The sequence below is a fragment of the Lysinibacillus sp. FSL W7-1291 genome (genome assembly GCF_038593415.1).
Taxonomy (GTDB): Bacteria; Bacillota; Bacilli; order Bacillales_A; family Planococcaceae; genus Lysinibacillus; species Lysinibacillus fusiformis_D.
The window spans coordinates 2735052-2753731 of the sequence record NZ_CP151994.1 but is presented as its reverse complement, the minus strand read 5'-3'; the positions used below and the strand labels follow the sequence as shown (position 1 = coordinate 2753731).

Below are 18680 nucleotides of genomic sequence, written 5' to 3'. Positions count from 1 at the left end.
TTTACTATTGTTTTCGGGACAATTTGAATAAGTTACGCTTCAACCTGTTTTTTCTGAAAGACTGTGAGGTATAAAATCATAAGAAGAATGAGTAATGTGCCTATAAACTGATAGCCCCCAAAGGTAATTTTTAACCACCAGACACTCGTAATAACAGCCATTAATGGTTCAAGGCTTCCTAGTAAGCTTGACTCCTTAGGGGAGAGATAGTGCAAACTAGCAATATAAAACCAAAAAGCGAGCATTGTGCCAAAAATAATGATAAAAAGAAAATAAGCAACAGTGGAAAAGGTCCAATTTGATACATCAATCGCCCAAGGTGGATGGAAAATACTCATTACTGCCCCACCGATAATCATTGACCAGCCAACAACTAGTAATGAATGAAATTGCTGCAAAAGTGGAATCGCATAGAGAGTATAAAAGGCAACTGAAAGCCCTGATAACACGCCCCACAGCACAGCCATAAAAGGAACTGATAAGGTTGAAACGGAGCCATTTGTTAATAATAAAAATGTTCCTACAAGTGTAAGTGTGACGGCAATCCCATCTTGTTTTGTCAATGGATTTTGCCTCGTTAGTAAAAAATAAGCCATGATAAACAGCGGTGCTAAATATTGTAATAAGGTGGCTACTGCAGAATTACCAATCGCGATAGACATCATATAGGTATATTGGACAGCGAGCATGCCGAGTAAACTAAATAAAATTTGTTTAAAAGCATTCTGTTTCGTGCGCCATATGGCAAAAATTGAGTCATGACGGTAGGTTATTTTATAAATAGCTAGTAGCAGTAGGCCAGCCAAAAGTAGCCGACTAGATACAAGCCAGCCCACTTCTATATCGTCTTGTTGGAATAACCTTTGGGCAACGGTCCCACCTATTCCCCAAAAACTTGCCCCTAATATAACAAGAAGGAAGCCCATAGTACGATTTCTTTGGATGATTTGATTCATTTGTTCACATCTCCTAAACTATCAATATAAGGTGATTATAAAGGAGAGAATTGCAAATAAATATCGATTTAATCGTATAAAAATATCAATATATTGAGGTGTTAAGGATGCCGTTGACGCATATTAAAATAGCAAAGGATTTACAAGAATTAACGCTGCACGGGACAAAAGAATTTCCCGTTGCCTTGTATGAAACGGTCATGCAATTAGAGAGGTTGGATTTCCTACCACTCCATTGGCATAAGGAAATTCAATTTGTTTATTTAAAAAGTGGACGAGCTCAGTATCGAGTAGGGGGAGATGCATTTATTTTAGAACAAGGGGAGGGGCTCTTTATCAATGCCTCGGTATTGCATGAAGCGAAGCCTTATGAAATTGAACAAGCTTTGATTTATTGTGTCAATGTGGACCCAATGCTGATAGCTGGTTATGAGGGCAGTATCTTTGCCCCAAAATATGTTGAGCCTTATATCACAAAAAATCGAGTGCCTTATGTCAAGCTGACGGGGGAGTTAGCACAGAAAATAGCATCGATTGCAGCATTGATGCGGGAACAAGACGTATTTTTTGAATTAAAGTTTTGGAGAGAGCTCCTATTCATTTGGGAATCGATGCTAACTCAATCCTTGCTGACAGAAGAAATGATGGATCAATCCTCCATCGTACAGCATGAACGAGCAAAAGTAATGTTGGATTTTTTACATGCACATTATCAACAAAAAGTAACGTTAGAAGATTTAGCAAGTCATGTCTATATAAGTCGCGCCGAATGCAGTCGCTTTTTTAAGAAAATAGTGGGTATGACGCCGTTTAGCTATTTATTACAATACCGACTGCGCAAAAGCATAGAATTATTGCGGAATGGTGAGCTATCTATAACCGAAATAGCTGGTGATACAGGTTTTAGTACGGTCAGTTACTATATCGAAAAATTTAAAGAATACACTGGCTACTCGCCACATGTTTACCGTAAAAAGTTTCTAAGTGTGAAAAATAATTGAACATGTTTGGAAAAAGATCATCTTTTATACTCAAAATATATACAAAATTAACCATTTGAAATAAAGTAAAATTAGCAATAAGGAGGGGGATAGGGAAGGATGGTTTTAAAAAGTAAGCAAAATATATGGCTAGGCTTGTTATTAATCGTGTTAGCCAGCAATTATACACTCTATAACACTGGATTGGGTGTATCCATTTTACCAATCGAAACGAATGGGGTTGTCATGGGGTCATTGATCGACTTTATTGTGGTGATGCCCGTATTATGGATGCTTTATAAAGGAAGGTTTTCGTTCAAGCACGCCATTTTATTAGCCGCATCAGGCTGTATTGCCGCACGCTTTATGATTCCCATGGAGCATCTTCAGCCATTTGTGGCTGTGACATGGGCAGGTTTTGTGATGGAATCAGTTATTATTTTATTAGAAATTGTCGTACTAGCAACACTCGTGCGCTATTTGCCCCAAATCCTGATGGAAGTGCGTAGGAGTTCATTGCCAGATCTCTTTTCATTTTCAAAAGCTGTAGAAAATCATGTACCCAAGCATGCTATCATTCAGATGATTTGTGCGGATATGCTAGTGCTATATTATGGTTTTGCAAGTTGGAAAAGACAAGAACGTCAGGGCTTAACTTTACATAAAAATTCGAGCTACATCGCTTTTCAACTCATGATTATTCATGGCATTGCCATTGAAACGATTGGTATTCACTGGTGGCTACACGAAAAATCAATAGTACTTTCCATTGTTTTGCTCCTTTTTAATATGTATTCAGTGATTTTCTTTTTAGCGGATATGCAGGCCATTCGTTTAAATCCTGTTTACGTAACAAATGATACATTGTATTTATCTCTTGGACTAATGAAACGAACTGCCATTCCATTTGCTCAAATTGCAGCAATCGTGGAAGATAAGGAGCAGCTAGAAGGAAAATTATCAAAAGATACGATTGATTTTATAGCCCGTGATTTTGCTGAAGCCTACCCACAATTCATTTTGAAAATGAAAGAGCCTGTAGAAGTGACATTTATGCTAGGAATAAAAAAGCGCTATAATCAAGTAGCCATCAAGGCTGATCAAGTACAAGAGTTTAGACAAATGCTTGAACAAGGAATAACAAAATAACTATCCTAAAACGGGTGCTCCTAATATGCGTGCACCCGTTTTATGAATCGCTCAAAGTAAGTCTGTAAAAGTAAGATGTTCCATTCTATAAAGATGGCTTATGTATAGCCTGTAAAAATAATAATATTATTTAACCAAATTTTAACCTTCGTTTTTTATAGTATTTCATATACAAAAGTAGGAGGAAAGGGAATGTAAAGGTCGTGTCCAAACTAGATAGAGCTTTGTGAAATTTTCTGAGTATTGAATAAAAGGTGAAGAACCTTCAATAGAAAAATAGTATAATAAGCTTATACACTAATATACAATTTCTGGATGTATCTTAAAGATTTACATTCTTGTATACCTCATTTTAATGTGCTTGAAAAACAACCTCGATTTTTGGCATAAATGTATAAATAGTGATTTAGTTTCGTTGGAATTCTAATTAACAAATGAAGGTAGTATAACTAGATAGAAGAGGGGGTTCGTTTGTGAATGATTGTATCCTTTTGCAGTCTAATCAAGATTGGCACTTACAAAGAATGTATATGAAGAAATTTAACAATCTGGTACTCGTAAAAAGTATTCATCAAAATTCTGCTGAGACAAGAGCCAAACTGCAATATGAATTTACCTTGTTTTCCAATGAGCAAAATCCTTGGCTATTGAAGCCGATTGCTATGGATTATATAGATAAACAATATGCGATTATCTATGAAAATTTTAATGGTGTGCCCCTAAAGCAACTCGGAAATAACCTTATTTCTTTACATCAATTTCTACTAATAGCGATTGAGCTTGTGAATATTTGTATTAAAATGCAACAAAGTAATTTACTTTATTTGCACCTTCATCCTGATCAAATATTAATCAATCCAAATTCGTTCAAAATAAAATTATTAAGCTCCGAGTTTAGTTCGAAATATGATGCAGAATCGCCAGTTGTAATTGAAAATCCCTATGAAAGACGGGATCAGTTACCTTATTATGCACCTGAACAGACGGGCAGACTTCATTTAGATGTGGATTATCGTACGGATTTATATGCACTTGGTATGATTTTTTACGAAATATTGGGCGGTCAATTACCTTTTCAAGCAAAGGATGCTGTAGATTTAATTTACGAAATCTTAACCAAAAAGCCAGAATCCTTGATGAACCTTCAAAATAGTTGTCATCCTCTCCTTTGGAAGATTATTGACAAGCTTTTAGCTAAAAATCCGGTTGATCGTTATCAAAGTGCAATGGGTTTGAAAGAGGATTTGCTCTTTATCCAACATAGACTTACGGCAAATAAATCACTTGACGATTTCCCACTAGGTCAACAGGATTTACAGTTGAATTCGGGATTGTCTACTAAGCTTTACGGCAGAGAAGAGCAATTTGCAGAGCTTTCCTCTCACTTTTATCAGGTCACAAAAGGTGATAAAAAAATGGTCACTATTTCAGGGCAAGCAGGATATGGAAAATCCAAGCTAGTACAAGAGCTGAAGGGTGAAATTGCGGCGGCAAAGGGCTATTTTATTGCAACGAAGTATGAGCAATTACAATTAGAAAATGACTATACCATTGTGGTTCATCCGTTAAGAAATTTATTGAAATTGGTTTATATGGAAGGTGAAAAATCTGTACAATTATGGAAAAAATTATTCCAGGAAGTCAAATTAGTTGTGACAGATGAGCTTATTCATTTATTACCTGAACTCAAATGGTTTGTGAAGGAAGAAGTAGGCTTTCAAAAGGAGGTTCGTCAAAATACAAAACAGCTCCATTCCTATACGTTTATTTCGATTCAAAAAATTTTATTAACATTTGCAATACAAAAGAAACCGGTTGTATGGTTTGTTGATGATTTGCACTGGGCCAATCAGAGTACGCTTGAAATTATGGCACAAATTTATGAGCAGCAACGAGCGGGGTACTTTATGATGATTGGGACATTCCGAGTGAATGAGGACAGCACAGAGGAAAAAAGTGAGCAAAGAACCACTGTTTTTTCCAATTGTCACCATATTCCTTTACCCCTTCTTCAGGAACAACATGTGCAGCAATGGCTTGAGGCATCTTTCAATGCTCAGCCGCAAACGATACAGGTCATTGCTAAACAATTATTTAATTTGACCAAAGGGAATCCACTCTTTGTAAAAGAAGCGTACCGTTCACTCCAGCAAGATAACACGATTTATTTTAATACGACAACAAAAGAGTGGCAGTTTAATCGTCAGAAATTCAATTTATCTCGTTTAAATAACGAGCTACTTGCTTTCATTGAGAATAGAATGGCTAATTTAACGACCGATGTCCATGCTATTTTACGACTTGTCGCATGTTTTGGTCAGCGTTTTGAATTTAGTGATGTCTTAAAGCTTGTCTCCCTACCTGCTCAAACATTATTGAAATATTTAGAAACACTTGTGGAAAATGGTTTTATTATTCCGTTAGATGCACATTATAAATGGGCGAGTACATTTGAACATGAAGGAATTTTGCATACATTTTCGACAAAATTCCAATTTGTCCATGATCGTATTCAGCAAGTAGCCTATCAAGAAATTCCGTTACAAAAGCGCATCAAGCTGCATTATCAAATTGGCCAATTACTAACTGAGAATTCTCCAACGATTGCAGACCATGATCGTTTAAACGAAATGGTTATGCATTTTAATTACAGCTGGCAATTATTGACGAGGGAAGAAAAACAGAAGTTGTCTCTCTGGAATTATCAACTAGGAATAGAGGCTAAAAGAATAGGGTTGTTTGATAATGCGCTTAAATTTTTTACAACTAGTAAAGAACTATTAACACCGGATCATTGGATAACTAGGAGAGAACTGTCTGTTAAATTATATGCGAACTTAGGAGAATGTGAATATATTGCAGGGCACTATGAACGCTCTGAACTACATTTAACAGAAGCTTTGCAGCATTCAGAGACAGTGTTAGAAAAGCTGATGATTAATAATTTAAAAACGATATTATATATTGAATCTGATAATCCTAGTATTGGTCTAGAAGCAGGCTTGGCGGGGTTACAAGTTGCAAATTTGAAAATTACGGCAGCTCCTAAAAAATCACAGCTTCTCAAAGAATATCTATTATTAAAATTAGCATTGCGACATATGTCTGACCAGGATTTATTGCAACAATCTGCAACAAATAGTAAGGAAATTGATCTATTAATTCATTTAATTATTAATATGACGGCAAGTGCTTTCCTGTTAAATCCTAACTTAACGGGCATTCTTTTAATGAAAGGCATGCGCCTACAGTTGAAGTATGGTACGACACCGAAAAGTGCCATGGTATTGATTAATTATGCCATGCTTTTAAATGCGGGATTTGGCAATATAAAAGAAGCTGCTCGCTTTGGAAAACTGGCCATCACCGTTGCCGATACGCAAGAGAGTATTTATATCAAAGGACATACTTATTATGTGTATGGGGTGTTTATCAGCCATTGGACAGAGCCGTATGAAGCCAGCATTCAATATATTAACGAGGCTCAACAAAAAAGCCAAGAGCTCGGCTTATATCATTTAGTATCCTCAGCCTCTTGTTTTATTGTCGCTATTCGACTTATTCAGGGGGCTTCCATTCAAGATTTACAGCAGGAAATTAGGCGACAACAAGATGAATTTTCCATACATGCAAGTACTTTATCGATTGATTTTTTAGCTGAAATGGGAGGATGGATGAATGCTCTGCACGATCCACATCATCCTGTACATTGGGGGTACTCCTTTACGATACAGGATCAACCTGCTATTAAAATCATGCATTATTCAGTACGTTTACAAATGTCCTTTTTATTAGGCGATGAAAAGCAAGGAAAAGCGATTTTGATAGACTTAAAGGAATTAAGTAAAGAAACCTATACATTACCGATTTCTACCGTTTATTATTTTTATCGGGCTATGTGGCAATTTCATTTTCTGCAGCGCCTCAATGGTGAAGCACAAGAGCGACGCTTATATTTATCTGACATACAGCAAAGCATAAAAAAATTTAAAAAATGGGCCAGTTATTCTCCTGCCAATTACGAGCATCTCTATATCTTATTAATGGCAGAAAATTACCGTTTCAACAACAAAGAAAAAGATGCTGAGCTCTATTATGACCGAGCTATACAATTAGCAAAAATGAATGGCTTTATCCAAGATGTGGCACTTGCTTATGAACGAGCAGCAGACTATTATCGCGCCAAACAGCAAATGAAAACAGCAAGACACTATATATTAAATGGTATTCAAAGCATGCAAGCATGGGGAGCCGAAACGATTGCTAGAAGATGGGAAAGTGATTATCAAGTAAATCGCCAACCAGAAAGTCAGCGTAGACAATCACTCACGTTTGATATGATGACTGTATTTGAGACGACCCAATCTTTTGCAACAGCCATTCGCATGGAGGATCTCCTGCATAACATATTGTTTTCCCTGTTAAAGCATGTAGGGGCAGATAGTGGTTACTTTATTCATAAACAGCAGCAGCAACTACTGGTGTTGGCAAAGGCAGAAGCTGCGGAAAATGCCTTTACGCTGTATGAGCAACAAAAAATAGAGGACTTTAGTGCGAATATGCAGTCTATTATACGCTATGTTCTTAAAAGCAAAGAACATGTGATTATTCAAAATGCTCAAAAGACACAGCATCCTCTTTTATCTTATTCAACGGCGAAATCTATTCTTTGCTTACCGATTGTTCATCAAAATGAAATTATTTCGATTTTATATTTTGAGAATACGTTGCTGACAAATGCCTTCCATCCATCTCATGTCCAGCTTCTGAAAGTCATAGCTGCTCAAATTGCCGTATCTTTTGAAAATGCCAAAATATATGGGGATTTAGAAAAGCGAGTACAGCTACGTACAAAGGAATTGGATGAAACCAATCGGCACTTGAAAAAAATGAATGAACGTTTAGAAAAAAATGAACTGGAACGCAAAAAACTTTTGCATAGTATTTCTCATGAGCTACGTTCCCCACTAACCTCTACTTTAGGATATATAGAATTGATGCTTGAGGGCGTTATCGTGGAGGAAGCGGCTAAAGAGAAATACTTACTAAGAAGTAAGGAAAGGCTACTATCATTAAACAGCTTAATTCAAGACTTGTTTGATTTAGCGAATCTAGAAGCGGGTAGAGCAGAATTTTCTTATACAGAGGTAAAGGCAAAGGAATTATATCAACAAATGGCAAATCGATATAAGGATGACATCAAACGGTCAGGATTAACCTATAGTGCTCACTTTTATGGTCATCAGGAAGCACAGCTACTGATTGATGAGACAAGAATCAACCAGGTGATTGAAAATATGATGACTAATGCGATGAAATATACATCAAGTGGTGGTATTCAATTGTCCATGCATGTGGAGGACAAGCATTTGATTTGTTCGATAGCCGATAGTGGTGTTGGTATTGCTGAGAGGGATTTACCTTTTATCTTTGATAGCTATTATCGAGCTACCCATATCCATGAACCCGATTCACATGGGATCGGATTAGCCATTTGTAAGCAAATTGTGCACCAGCATAATGGCGAAATTTTTGTTGAAAGCATTGAAAATGAAGGAAGCATATTTAGCTTTACATTACCATTAGCGAAAGTATTGGTAAATAGTTAACAAGAGTGATGAGCCTTATCTTAATGCTCATCACTCTCTTTTATAGACGAATTGATAGCCAAATCCTCTCACTGTTTGAATCCATTTTGGTTTAGAGGGGACATCTTCAATTTTGCGCCGAAGGGTACTAATATGGACAGAGACAGTTTTCAAATCGGTGACACCGTCATAGCCCCAAACATGGTCAATGAGCTGGTCAACACTAATCACTTGATTCGCATGTTCCATTAGAAAAAAGAGGAGCAGTTTTTCCTTTGTGAACAAGTTTAGAAGCTGACCATCTTTATAGACGTTTTTCTCGTCAAAATGAATAGATAAATTATCAATATGTACAACATGATTTTGCTTAGATGGGATTCTTCTTTTTAAATTGGCTTGAACACGTGCCAATAATTCTTTCGGAATAAATGGCTTTGTTATATAATCGTCTGCCCCAACCTCAAAGCCTTCAAGCTTTTGTTCAATTAAATGATTGACGGTCACAAAGATGATAATGGCATCCGATACTTCTCGGATTTTTTTGGCTAGCTCAAAGCCTGTACCATCCGGTAAATTAACATCTAACAAGATTAAATCGGGTTGTTGCGTGCCAACGAGATGCCAACCAGTGGATAGGGAGGGTGCCTTTAATACTGTATAGTTAGCATTCACTAGCGTTAGCGATAAAACTTCCATAATATCTATGTCATCTTCTACTATTAAAATCTTCTCGTTCACCATATCACTAAATCTCCTTCCTATTATAAAATATACCAACTTTTATCTCGGATGGGAAAGAGAAGGTTTAGCGCTTGTGTCATTTTAACACTGCAATATCCTATAGAGCAAAGCAATCAGGGAGGACTGTTTATGGCTAATAAACAGCAAGAGGCTGGGACAGAACTCCATTATTTTGAAAAATAGCGAAAATAGATAATAGTTTTTTCGCCTCATTGAGTTAAATATTTCTTCCTAAATCAAAAAAATGTCAGACTGATTGTATCTTGGTCTAACATTTTTTCTTTTTGCCCCAGCCTCCTCCAACATCATGAATCGAGGTGTGCGATTGCATTTAGCATGTCATCACGGACGGCCTCCCAAAATTGCTGTTGAACATCGTCACAATACGTGTAAAGCTCCTTCTGTTGTATGTGCTCATAGAGAGCAGCAATAGCTTCTTGATGAAAATAAAGGCGATGATTTAATCCTGCTCGTTCTTCTTCGATACAAAATAGCTTATAGATATCAGCTAATCGCTCAAACTTTGCTAATTTTTGTGTGATGGTCTCATATTGTGTTTGATGAAAGCGTCCAACAGATGAGGTCATCGAAATCTTAGTTCGATGCTCCATCTGTAATGTGCGAAACTCCTCAAGACGTATCGCCACACGATACCAAAATTCATAACGGGTCGGTAATTCTTTTAGTTCATAGGTCAGTAAAGATTTTAAAATTGAATGCACTTGTTCATATGTATCGATGATCTTCTCGGATTCTTTAAAAATGCCAAACATACAACCACCCCCATACAGTGTAATACTACAAGATGAGATGAAACTCCTTTCAATATCAGCGTTATTTTCAATCCTTTTTATTTTATGAATAAGTAGCCTCGAGTAGGATTTAGGAGGTAATGATTTAGTTTTACATAAATTATCGCAAAATTCCCTTTTTTAAAACGAGTTTCTTAGAAAATGCAAATAGGCATTTACAAAATGAAATTAAATGTGTTAACTTTTATATTGTTATTAGTTAACACAAAGAGGGGGAGGTTAACAATGCGACATTTTTGGGTTGTAGGCACAGATACGGATGTTGGTAAAACGATGGTCACTACTATGTTGATGTGTCATTTGCAAAGGCAGGGTTTGCAAGTCACACCCTATAAGCCCGTGCAAACAGGTGAGGTATACGAAAATGGGCATGGCTATTATCATGATACAGCTATGTATGAAAAGCATTCTTTACAAAAACTGCAAAAAGAGCATATTAATAGCTATTCATTGAAGGAAGCGGCATCACCGCATTATGCTGCCAAGCTAGAGGGACAGTCAATTGATGTCAAAGAGCTATTACAGCAAATTCAATTTTTACAAGATGCTTACGATATCGTGATATGCGAGGGGGCTGGTGGGCTCTTTGTTCCTTTCACTGCTCCAAATGGTACGACTCTGCTTGATGTTATTGTCAGTAGCAAGCTGCCAGTCGTGTTGGTCACAAGGACATCACTTGGGACGATCAATCACACATTGTTAACGATGGAGGCATTGCGCGCTCGTCAAATTGATATTCTTGGCATTGTCTTTAATGGAGACACGGGTAGCAGTATAGAACAAGACAATATACAAACAATTTTACAGTACTATCCTATACCTTATGCCATTATTCCACAGCTGAAGGACAAGTCACAGCTAATGGATTATGCCATGACACACACTACTTTGTTTGAAAGGCTCTTTCACTATGAATCAAGCATTAACTGACTTGCAGGCAAGAGATTTACGACATGTTTGGCATCCGTGCTCACAGATGAAGGATTACGAAGCATTTCCGCCAATCGTCATAAAAAAAGGGCAAGGTGTGTGGCTTTATGATGAACATAATCATCGTTATTTGGATGCTGTATCCTCTTGGTGGGTTAATTTATTTGGACATGCCAATCCGCGAATTAGCCAAGCTTTAAGTGAGCAAGCATTTACATTAGAGCATACAATTTTCGCTAATTTCACACATGAACCAGCCATAAATTTAGCTGAAAAATTAGCAGCTTTAGCACCTCAAGAATTACATAAAGTCTTTTTTGCAGATAATGGCTCGTCTGCTATTGAGGTGGCATTGAAAATGAGCTTTCAATACCATATGCAGACAGGAAAACCAGCGAAACAGCGCTTCCTCGCTTTGACAGATGCCTATCATGGGGAAACCATTGGTGCTTTATCGGTAGGAGGGGTAGGGCTATACAATGAAGTATATCAACCTCTTTTATTAGATACTGTTCGTGCCAAAGGGCCAGATTGCTTCCGTTGCCCATTTCAGGAAGAGCCAACAAGCTGCCAAGCGCCATGTAGTCAATTTGTAGAGGAACAGCTTCAAGCACATCATGAGGAAATTACGGCCGTTATTATTGAACCGCTTATTCAGGCCGCAGCAGGTATGAAAATGTATCCACCTATCTATTTGCAGCGCTTGCGAGCATTATGTTCACACTATGAGGTCCATTTCATCGCGGATGAGATTGCTGTCGGTTTTGGTCGGACAGGTACGTTATTTGCCTGTGAGCAGGCGGACATCACCCCAGATTTTATGTGTTTATCAAAGGGATTAACAGGCGGTTATTTACCGTTATCTGTTGTCTTAACAACCGATCAAATCTATAACGCTTTTTATGACGACTATGGAACGATGAAGGCATTTTTACATTCACATAGTTATTCAGGCAATACCTTGGCCTGTCGTGTCGCACTTGAAGTGTTAACAATGTTTGAAGAGGAGCAAGTGATGGAGATGATTCAACACAAAGGACAACAAATGCGAGAATTAGCCATGGCAGCCTTTCATGATATTCCGTATGTGGGGGAGTATCGACAAGTTGGTTTAGTGGGAGCTATTGAACTTGTCGCCAATCGACAGACAAAGGAACCATTCGCTAGTGAGGAACGGATCGGCTATCACATTTATCAGCGAGCTTTAGCAAAAGGTCTACTCATCAGACCTCTCGGCAATGTTTTATATTTTATGCCACCCTATATTATTTCTGAAGAAGAAATGTCCTTCATGATTCAAACAACGAAAGAAACGATCGAACAGTTTTTCCAAGATAGGGGGGCTAAGGTTGGTTAAGCGACATCAGACATTAGCACTTGTCATGATCGCCATGTTTGCAGCACTAACAGCGATTGGGGCGTTTATTAAAATTCCATTGCCTGTTGTACCGTTTACATTACAAATTGTTGTTGTATTTTTAGCAGGGTGTTTGTTGGGTAGTCGGAATGGTTTTTATAGTCAGCTTGTCTATATCGGTGTGGGCTTAGTAGGCTTACCTGTTTTTACACAGGGCGGTGGCTTTACGTATGTCCTACAGCCAACATTTGGTTATCTAATTGGCTTTGCCCTAGCTGCCTATGTCATTGGGTTCATCATTGAAAGAATAGAGAACCCAACGAAAAAGCATTTTATTGGAGCAACGATTATAGGACTTATCATTATTTATATGGTGGCTATTCCTTATTTATATATAGCATTAAATTTCTGGTTAGATATGAAATCAAGCTGGTCACATGTTTTTGTCATCGGCTTTTTCAGTAGTATTATCGCTGATGTTTGCTTAGCAATAACATCAGCCCTATTGGCAGAAAGAATGTATAAAGTATTTCATTCGGCAAGAACTGTGAACATTTCACACGTGGAGGGGGAGAAGATAGGATGAATTATTACCAATTAGCACAAGAAGTAATTGCTGGCAAGATCATTAGCAATGAGGAGGCACTTGCTCTCTTAAATAGTGAGGATGATGAGCTATTACAGCTAATGGACGGTGCTTTTGTCATTCGGAAGCATTATTATGGTAAAAAAGTAAAACTGAATATGATTATGAATGCCAAAAGTGGCTATTGTCCTGAGGATTGTGGTTATTGCTCTCAATCTTCTAAATCAACTGCTCCTATTGAAAAATATCCTTTTATTACAAAAGAGGAAATTTTGGCTGGTGCTAAACGAGCGTTTGACAATAAAATTGGGACGTATTGTATTGTTGCAAGTGGTCGAGGGCCAACACGTAAGGATGTCAATGTAGTGAGCGAGGCAGTTGCGGAAATTAAAGAAAAGTATGGCTTGAAGGTTTGTGCTTGTCTAGGCTTATTAAAAGAAGAGCAGGCACAGCAATTAAAGGCAGCTGGAGTGGATCGCTACAATCATAATTTAAATACATCAGAGCGCCATCATGCCTTCATCACAACCTCCCACACGTATGAGGATCGTGTCAATACGGTCGAGATAGTGAAAAAGCATGGAATTTCACCTTGCTCTGGTGCCATTATTGGGATGAAGGAAACGAAGGAGGATGTTGTCCAGATTGCACGTGCCCTTCATCAATTAGATGCTGATTCTATTCCTGTAAACTTTTTGAACGCGATAGATGGTACAAAGCTGGAAGGAACAAAGGAATTAAATCCTCGCTATTGTTTAAAGGTTTTAGCATTATTCCGTTACATCAATCCGACAAAGGAAATTCGCATTTCTGGAGGGCGAGAAATCAATCTAGGCTCACTTCAACCACTTGGTCTCTATGCAGCCAATAGTATTTTTGTAGGGGATTATTTAACAACAGCTGGTCAAGAAGCAAATAGTGATTATCGTATGTTGGAGGATTTAGGCTTCGAGATTGAATTAACGCAACAGCAAGAAAAAGCATTTTGTTAAGCTTATGAAAGAAAAATCTACTACTACAGCAAAACCGTACCTCTGTGCGGTTTTTTGCTTTAGGTGAATAGGAATCAAAAAGTGGTGGATAGGCAGCGTAAAGTAGTGGATAAAAATTGAAAAGGACCGGATAAATCTGATATCATTGGCTGTTTTTATACCTATAAAAGAAAGGTTTTCACAAATTGTTCAATGAAAGCGTTTTGAAATTGAACAGTTTGTGAAGAACTTCACATAAAGCTTTCTTTTTGAAAAAAACAGCGTAAAATAAGAATCAAGTAAGGAATTGTTATAAAACAGTTGATAAGTAGTCTCACAAATTTTGGTGGTTGTTATATTACAAAAATAATGGGAGAAGGGAGCTTTTCATATGTGGGTTATTACAGTATTTGATAAAAAGGATGTCCGAATTTTTGAGTATACAAACAAAAATGAGGCAACAGAAGCTTTAGCAAAATTTAAGAAAAATGCAGTGTTAACATATACAAAATAAATTGCTTTTGAGACAGCCCTCTCCTGATAGAGGGCTGTTTTTTATGAACAACAAAAAACCGTATAAGCGCTTATGAAAAGCGTTTATACGGCTACTATTTTTATAAAATACTTGCTAAACGTTTAATCCCCTCACGGATGACTTCAGGTGTTGCATTTGTATAGTTGAGACGCATTGTATTGACATTCGTTTTAGATGTATAGAATGGATCTCCGGGCACAAAGGCAACCTTTTGTTCCATCGCTTTCTGGAATACATCAAGGGCTGATGTACCATCCTTCATTGTTGCCCAGATGAACATGCCTCCCTCAGGTTTTGTATATTCTACATGGGCAGGGAAAAACTCTTGCATCGCATCAAGCATCGCTTCGGATTGATTTTTATATAATGTAATAATTTTTTTGACATGTTCCGAATAGTCATTACTTGCTAAATAATCGTAGATGATATATTGCGAGAAAATATTTGTATGCAGATCAGACGCTTGCTTAGCTGTTTCAATATGCTGTAAAAGCTCTTTATTTTTTGTAATGATAAAACCAAGTCGCATACCAGGTGTGACCGTTTTAGAGAAAGAACCTAGTAAAATACTATTATCTAATTTTCCAGCACCGATATATGGAAGCGGCTCTCCTTGGAAACGTAACTCTCCATATGGATCATCCTCAATTAAAGCAACATCGTATTTTGCCACTATTTCGCAAATTTGCTCACGCTTTTCTTTCGAGTATGTGAGCCCTGTTGGGTTTTGGAAGTTAGGCACCGTATAAATGAATTTTACATTTGGTTGTTGTAGCGCACGTTCTAACTCTTCTAAGTTAAGACCATCGTTTTCAAGTGTTACCCCATAGAAAGTAGGCTCACTTAATGTAAAGGCTTGAATGGCTCCTAAGTATCCAGGCTCTTCGATGATAATGCCATCGCCTTTATTGATGAGTACTTTACTAATCAGTTCAAGAGCTTGCTGTGAGCCTGTTGTAATAAAGACATCTTCAGCTTGTACATCAAGCCCATGCACGCGTTGGTACTTTGCGGCAATGTACTCACGTAATGGTGCATAACCTTGTGTGGAAGAATATTGAAATAGTCGGCTACCATTTTCCGTAATAGCATGATCTACGGATGCTCTTAACGCATCAATAGGGAAAGAAATGGGATTTGGAAGTCCGCCTGCAAAGGAAATAACATCCTCTGCATCTGTTACTTTCAAAATATTTCGAATAAATGAGGATGGTGTTTTTAAGATTCTTTCAGAATATTGCATAATGATCGGTCCTTTTTTTCTGATTTTTTAAAAATTATATCATTGTCATCGTGTGCATACAATATTATCATTGTATGCAAGACAATTAAACTATTGTATGCAAATTAAGAGAAAGAAGGGCTTAGTGAATGCCTATTAATTCATTTGACGAGTATCCAATGAGTTGGAAGCCAGATATTCGCAATATTTCTGCCCCATTATATATAGCTATTGCGCACCAACTGGAACAAGACATAAAAGATGGAAAGCTAATGCCAGGAACGAAACTTCCTCCACAACGCGAATTAGCTGATTTTTTAGATGTGAATTTAAGCACCATTACACGAGCTTTTAAGCTGTGTGGACAAAAAGGATTCATTTATGCCTCGATTGGCAGCGGGACATTTGTTTCCACAGATGCGGCTAGCAATAAAATGTTACTGCCAGCCAATCATGCAACATCTATGATTGAAATGGGTTCTGTTTTACCAGACAACCTGGTCAATGATGATATTGCACGCTTTATGAAAAAGATGTTGAACGAGCCTAGTTTTAGCAAGCTATTTCAGTATGGTCGGCCTGAGGGCAATGCTTGGCAAAATGAAGCCGTGATGAAGCTATTCGAATTGGTGAATTTTCAAACAGATCAGCCTATTTTGCTCGGTGCAGGGGGACAAAATGCCATTGTGGGCACACTGGCAGCTTTATTTCAGCCAGGCGACCGTATTGGGACAGATCCCATTACTTATGCTGGTATTAAAACAGCAGCCAATATGTTAGGTATACAGCTTGTAGCTATTCAACAATGTCAAGGAGAAATGACCAGAGAAGGATTGCTATATGCCTGTAAAAATGAGCATATTAAAGGAATCTATGTGATCCCTGATTTTCATAATCCAACGACACATACGATGTCGGTGGAGACACGAAAAATGATTGCTGAAGTGGCTAGGCAGAAGGATTTGCTTGTGATTGAGGATGCGATTTATAGCTTTCTTAAAGAACAGCCACTTGCACCCATTGCTTCTTTTGCACCCGATAAGGTTATTTATATCGCTAGCCTGTCCAAGACGCTCTCGCCAGGTTTACGCTTATCTTTCCTTGTGACACCTTCAGCATTAAGGAAAAAAATAATGGAAACGCTCTATAATATCAATATTTCAGTGTCACCGCTCATGCTGGAACTAGCAGCAAGATTGATTCATGAAGGCGTGGCACAAACGATTTTAGAAAAGCACCGAGCATATGCGAAGCAGCAAAATGCGCTTGTTAATAAATATTTAGGCGATTACGACATTTTAGGGGAGGAGGAATGTATTTTTAGGTGGTTATACTTGCCTGATAAATTTACGGGAGTTCAATTTGAATTGCTAGCCTCCAAAGCCGGCGTACAAGTCTATGCAGCGGAACGTTTTGCTGTAGGCAATACAAAGCCAGTGAATGCCGTACGTTTAGCGATTGCAGCGCCAGAAGCTCAACTGGAGCAAGCTTTAATTATTTTAAAGGATCTGCTAGAAAGTAATGGTGATTATGCATTTGTTGACTAAAGGTCATCAAGCGTATAATAAAGCTAAGAGAGAGAAGAGGTGATGGACATGACGCATAAAGGGCGTGTTATTTTTCATGTGGATATGAATAGTTTCTATGCTTCGGTAGAGCAAGCACATGATCCAAGCTTAAAAGGGAAGCCAATCGCCATTGCGGGCAACCCAAAAGAGCGACGTGGCATTTTAGTAACCTGTTCCTATGAAGCAAGAGCGCTTGGCATTTATACAACAATGACTGTCCATGAAGCGAAGCGTAAATGTCCTGAACTATTGTTATTGCCTCCAGATTTTAAAAAATATCGTCAAGCATCCAAAGAAATGTTTACCATTCTTCGTAGCTACACTCCTTTAGTGGAGCCTGTTTCGATTGATGAGGGCTATATGGATGTGACAGCGTTAAGTAAGGAGCAACATGCATTAAGTATTGCCCAGGAAATACAAGAGCGCATTTTAGCTGAGCTTGATTTACCTTGCTCTATCGGTATTGCACCAAATAAATTTTTAGCAAAAACAGCTTCTGATATGAAGAAACCGTTGGGAATTACCGTACTACGAATACGGGATATTGAACAGCAGCTTTGGCATCGAGAGGTTGTTGATATGCATGGAATTGGAGCTAGTACGGCCAAAAAATTAAATGTACATGGCATATTTACGATTGGTGATTTGGCGAAAACGGAAGAGTTTAGGATGAAGCAAATTTTAGGAAAGAATGGTGTGCGACTGCGTGCAAGAGCTAATGGGGTGGATCAACGTATGGTCGATCCTGAAGCGGTTTTTGATACGAAAAGCGTAGGAAATTCAACAACTTTACCTGAAGATGTAACAGATGTCCGTGCACTACATAAAACAATAGAAGGTCTGTGTAAAAAGGTGGTTGAACGACTTGAGGCAAAACGGTTAGCGGGCTCCACTGTAAGTATTCAAATACGGGATGCAAGTTGGCATAATCACACACGATCAAAAACAATGTCTAATGTTCTTTATCGTTTTGAAGATATCTATGACATTGCTTGTGCCTTGTTTGATAAGCATTGGGATGAGTCTCCAGTAAGGCTTTTAGGCGTGACGGTTTCTAATGTAGTGGATCGTAAGGATTACTCGCAACAATTATCGATATTTGATTTTCAAGAACATGTAAAAGATGAACCTATTCTCAAAATCGTGGATGAAATTGAGGGACGTTTTGGGAAGGGGGTTATAAAACGTGGTGTAGATTTAGGGAAACGTTCATCCTATCAATCACAAACAAGCTTTAGTAAGGATTTTTTAGATGACCATGATTGAAAATGAAGGCAGGTGTATA

The 18680-nt window shown here is 37.9% G+C and carries 14 protein-coding genes; 10 read left to right on the top strand and 4 right to left on the bottom strand.

The window, feature by feature from the left end; translation table 11 throughout:
• Positions 1-32 precede the first annotated feature (32 nt).
• Positions 33-956 carry a DMT family transporter gene (locus NST76_RS13305; RefSeq protein ID WP_340809201.1) on the bottom strand — a complete coding sequence of 308 codons (924 nt, stop codon included), beginning with the start codon at positions 954-956 and terminating at the stop codon, positions 33-35.
• 107 nt (positions 957-1063) lie between these two features.
• On the opposite strand from NST76_RS13305, the gene NST76_RS13300 reads away from it, so the two are divergent.
• From NST76_RS13300 to NST76_RS13290, 3 genes are all read left to right on the top strand, one after another.
• Positions 1064-1957, top strand: a complete 894-nt coding sequence (locus tag NST76_RS13300; protein ID WP_342543992.1) for an AraC family transcriptional regulator — start codon at positions 1064-1066, stop codon at positions 1955-1957.
• A 99-nt stretch (positions 1958-2056) separates the two neighbouring features.
• The gene (locus tag NST76_RS13295) at positions 2057-3085 is read left to right on the top strand and encodes a beta-carotene 15,15'-monooxygenase (protein WP_101966774.1); all 1029 of its coding nucleotides are present in this window, start codon (positions 2057-2059) and stop codon (positions 3083-3085) included.
• Between the two features lie 473 nt (positions 3086-3558).
• On the top strand, positions 3559-8694 hold the full coding sequence (locus NST76_RS13290; RefSeq protein ID WP_342543990.1) for an ATP-binding protein: 5136 nt from the start codon (positions 3559-3561) through the stop codon (positions 8692-8694).
• Between the two features lie 30 nt (positions 8695-8724).
• Here the strand turns inward: NST76_RS13290 and NST76_RS13285 are convergent, their stop codons facing one another.
• Together NST76_RS13285 and NST76_RS13280 are read right to left on the bottom strand one after the other, a co-directional pair.
• Complete coding sequence (locus tag NST76_RS13285; RefSeq protein WP_036119936.1) at positions 8725-9414, bottom strand: response regulator transcription factor; 690 nt, start codon at positions 9412-9414, stop codon at positions 8725-8727.
• A gap of 305 nt (positions 9415-9719) precedes the next feature.
• Positions 9720-10187, bottom strand: coding sequence for a hypothetical protein (locus tag NST76_RS13280; protein WP_340809198.1), 468 nt, complete (start codon positions 10185-10187; stop codon positions 9720-9722).
• A 264-nt stretch (positions 10188-10451) separates the two neighbouring features.
• Here NST76_RS13280 and bioD point away from each other — a divergent pair, with 264 nt between their 5' ends.
• The 5 genes from bioD to NST76_RS13255 all read left to right on the top strand — a co-directional run bounded on the left by bioD (position 10452) and on the right by NST76_RS13255 (position 14584).
• Positions 10452-11156 carry a dethiobiotin synthase gene (bioD, locus tag NST76_RS13275; protein WP_340809197.1) on the top strand — a complete coding sequence of 235 codons (705 nt, stop codon included), beginning with the start codon at positions 10452-10454 and terminating at the stop codon, positions 11154-11156.
• Positions 11137-12513, top strand: coding sequence for an adenosylmethionine--8-amino-7-oxononanoate transaminase (gene bioA, locus NST76_RS13270; RefSeq protein ID WP_036119945.1), 1377 nt, complete (start codon positions 11137-11139; stop codon positions 12511-12513). Before bioD ends, bioA begins: the two co-directional genes overlap by 20 nt.
• On the top strand, positions 12506-13099 hold the full coding sequence (locus NST76_RS13265) for a biotin transporter BioY (RefSeq protein WP_036119947.1): 594 nt from the start codon (positions 12506-12508) through the stop codon (positions 13097-13099). Before bioA ends, NST76_RS13265 begins: the two co-directional genes overlap by 8 nt.
• A complete protein-coding gene (gene bioB / locus NST76_RS13260; RefSeq protein ID WP_036119950.1) occupies positions 13096-14091 on the top strand; it encodes a biotin synthase BioB in 996 nt (331 codons plus the stop codon). The genes NST76_RS13265 and bioB overlap by 4 nt, the downstream gene beginning before the upstream one ends.
• Before the next feature lie 370 nt (positions 14092-14461).
• Positions 14462-14584: a hypothetical protein gene (locus tag NST76_RS13255; protein ID WP_255358819.1), complete on the top strand. Its 123-nt coding sequence runs from the start codon at positions 14462-14464 to the stop codon at positions 14582-14584.
• A 100-nt stretch (positions 14585-14684) separates the two neighbouring features.
• Here the strand turns inward: NST76_RS13255 and NST76_RS13250 are convergent, their stop codons facing one another.
• Positions 14685-15848, bottom strand: a complete 1164-nt coding sequence (locus NST76_RS13250; protein ID WP_036119952.1) for a PLP-dependent aminotransferase family protein — start codon at positions 15846-15848, stop codon at positions 14685-14687.
• Positions 15849-15976: 128 nt separating this feature from the next.
• Here NST76_RS13250 and NST76_RS13245 point away from each other — a divergent pair, with 128 nt between their 5' ends.
• Entirely contained in the window at positions 15977-17374 is a 1398-nt protein-coding gene (locus tag NST76_RS13245) for a PLP-dependent aminotransferase family protein (RefSeq protein ID WP_271910208.1), read from the top strand.
• Between the two features lie 48 nt (positions 17375-17422).
• A complete protein-coding gene (locus NST76_RS13240; RefSeq protein ID WP_036119957.1) occupies positions 17423-18661 on the top strand; it encodes a DNA polymerase IV in 1239 nt (412 codons plus the stop codon).
• Positions 18662-18680 lie beyond the last annotated feature (19 nt).

Excerpts from the sequence above, each read along its gene's own strand:
- NST76_RS13305 (WP_340809201.1), bottom strand. The coding sequence starts at position 956 with ATGAATCAAATCATCCAAAGAAATCGTACTATGGGCTTCCTTCTTGTT.
- NST76_RS13285 (WP_036119936.1), bottom strand. The coding sequence starts at position 9,414 with ATGGTGAACGAGAAGATTTTAATAGTAGAAGATGACATAGATATTATG.
- NST76_RS13280 (WP_340809198.1), bottom strand. The coding sequence starts at position 10,187 with ATGTTTGGCATTTTTAAAGAATCCGAGAAGATCATCGATACATATGAA.
- NST76_RS13245 (WP_271910208.1), top strand. The coding sequence starts at position 15,977 with ATGCCTATTAATTCATTTGACGAGTATCCAATGAGTTGGAAGCCAGAT.
- bioD (WP_340809197.1), top strand. The coding sequence starts at position 10,452 with ATGCGACATTTTTGGGTTGTAGGCACAGATACGGATGTTGGTAAAACG.
- NST76_RS13250 (WP_036119952.1), bottom strand. The coding sequence starts at position 15,848 with ATGCAATATTCTGAAAGAATCTTAAAAACACCATCCTCATTTATTCGA.
- NST76_RS13255 (WP_255358819.1), top strand. The coding sequence starts at position 14,462 with ATGTGGGTTATTACAGTATTTGATAAAAAGGATGTCCGAATTTTTGAG.
- bioA (WP_036119945.1), top strand. The coding sequence starts at position 11,137 with ATGAATCAAGCATTAACTGACTTGCAGGCAAGAGATTTACGACATGTT.
- bioB (WP_036119950.1), top strand. The coding sequence starts at position 13,096 with ATGAATTATTACCAATTAGCACAAGAAGTAATTGCTGGCAAGATCATT.
- NST76_RS13240 (WP_036119957.1), top strand. The coding sequence starts at position 17,423 with ATGACGCATAAAGGGCGTGTTATTTTTCATGTGGATATGAATAGTTTC.
- NST76_RS13300 (WP_342543992.1), top strand. The coding sequence starts at position 1,064 with ATGCCGTTGACGCATATTAAAATAGCAAAGGATTTACAAGAATTAACG.
- NST76_RS13295 (WP_101966774.1), top strand. The coding sequence starts at position 2,057 with ATGGTTTTAAAAAGTAAGCAAAATATATGGCTAGGCTTGTTATTAATC.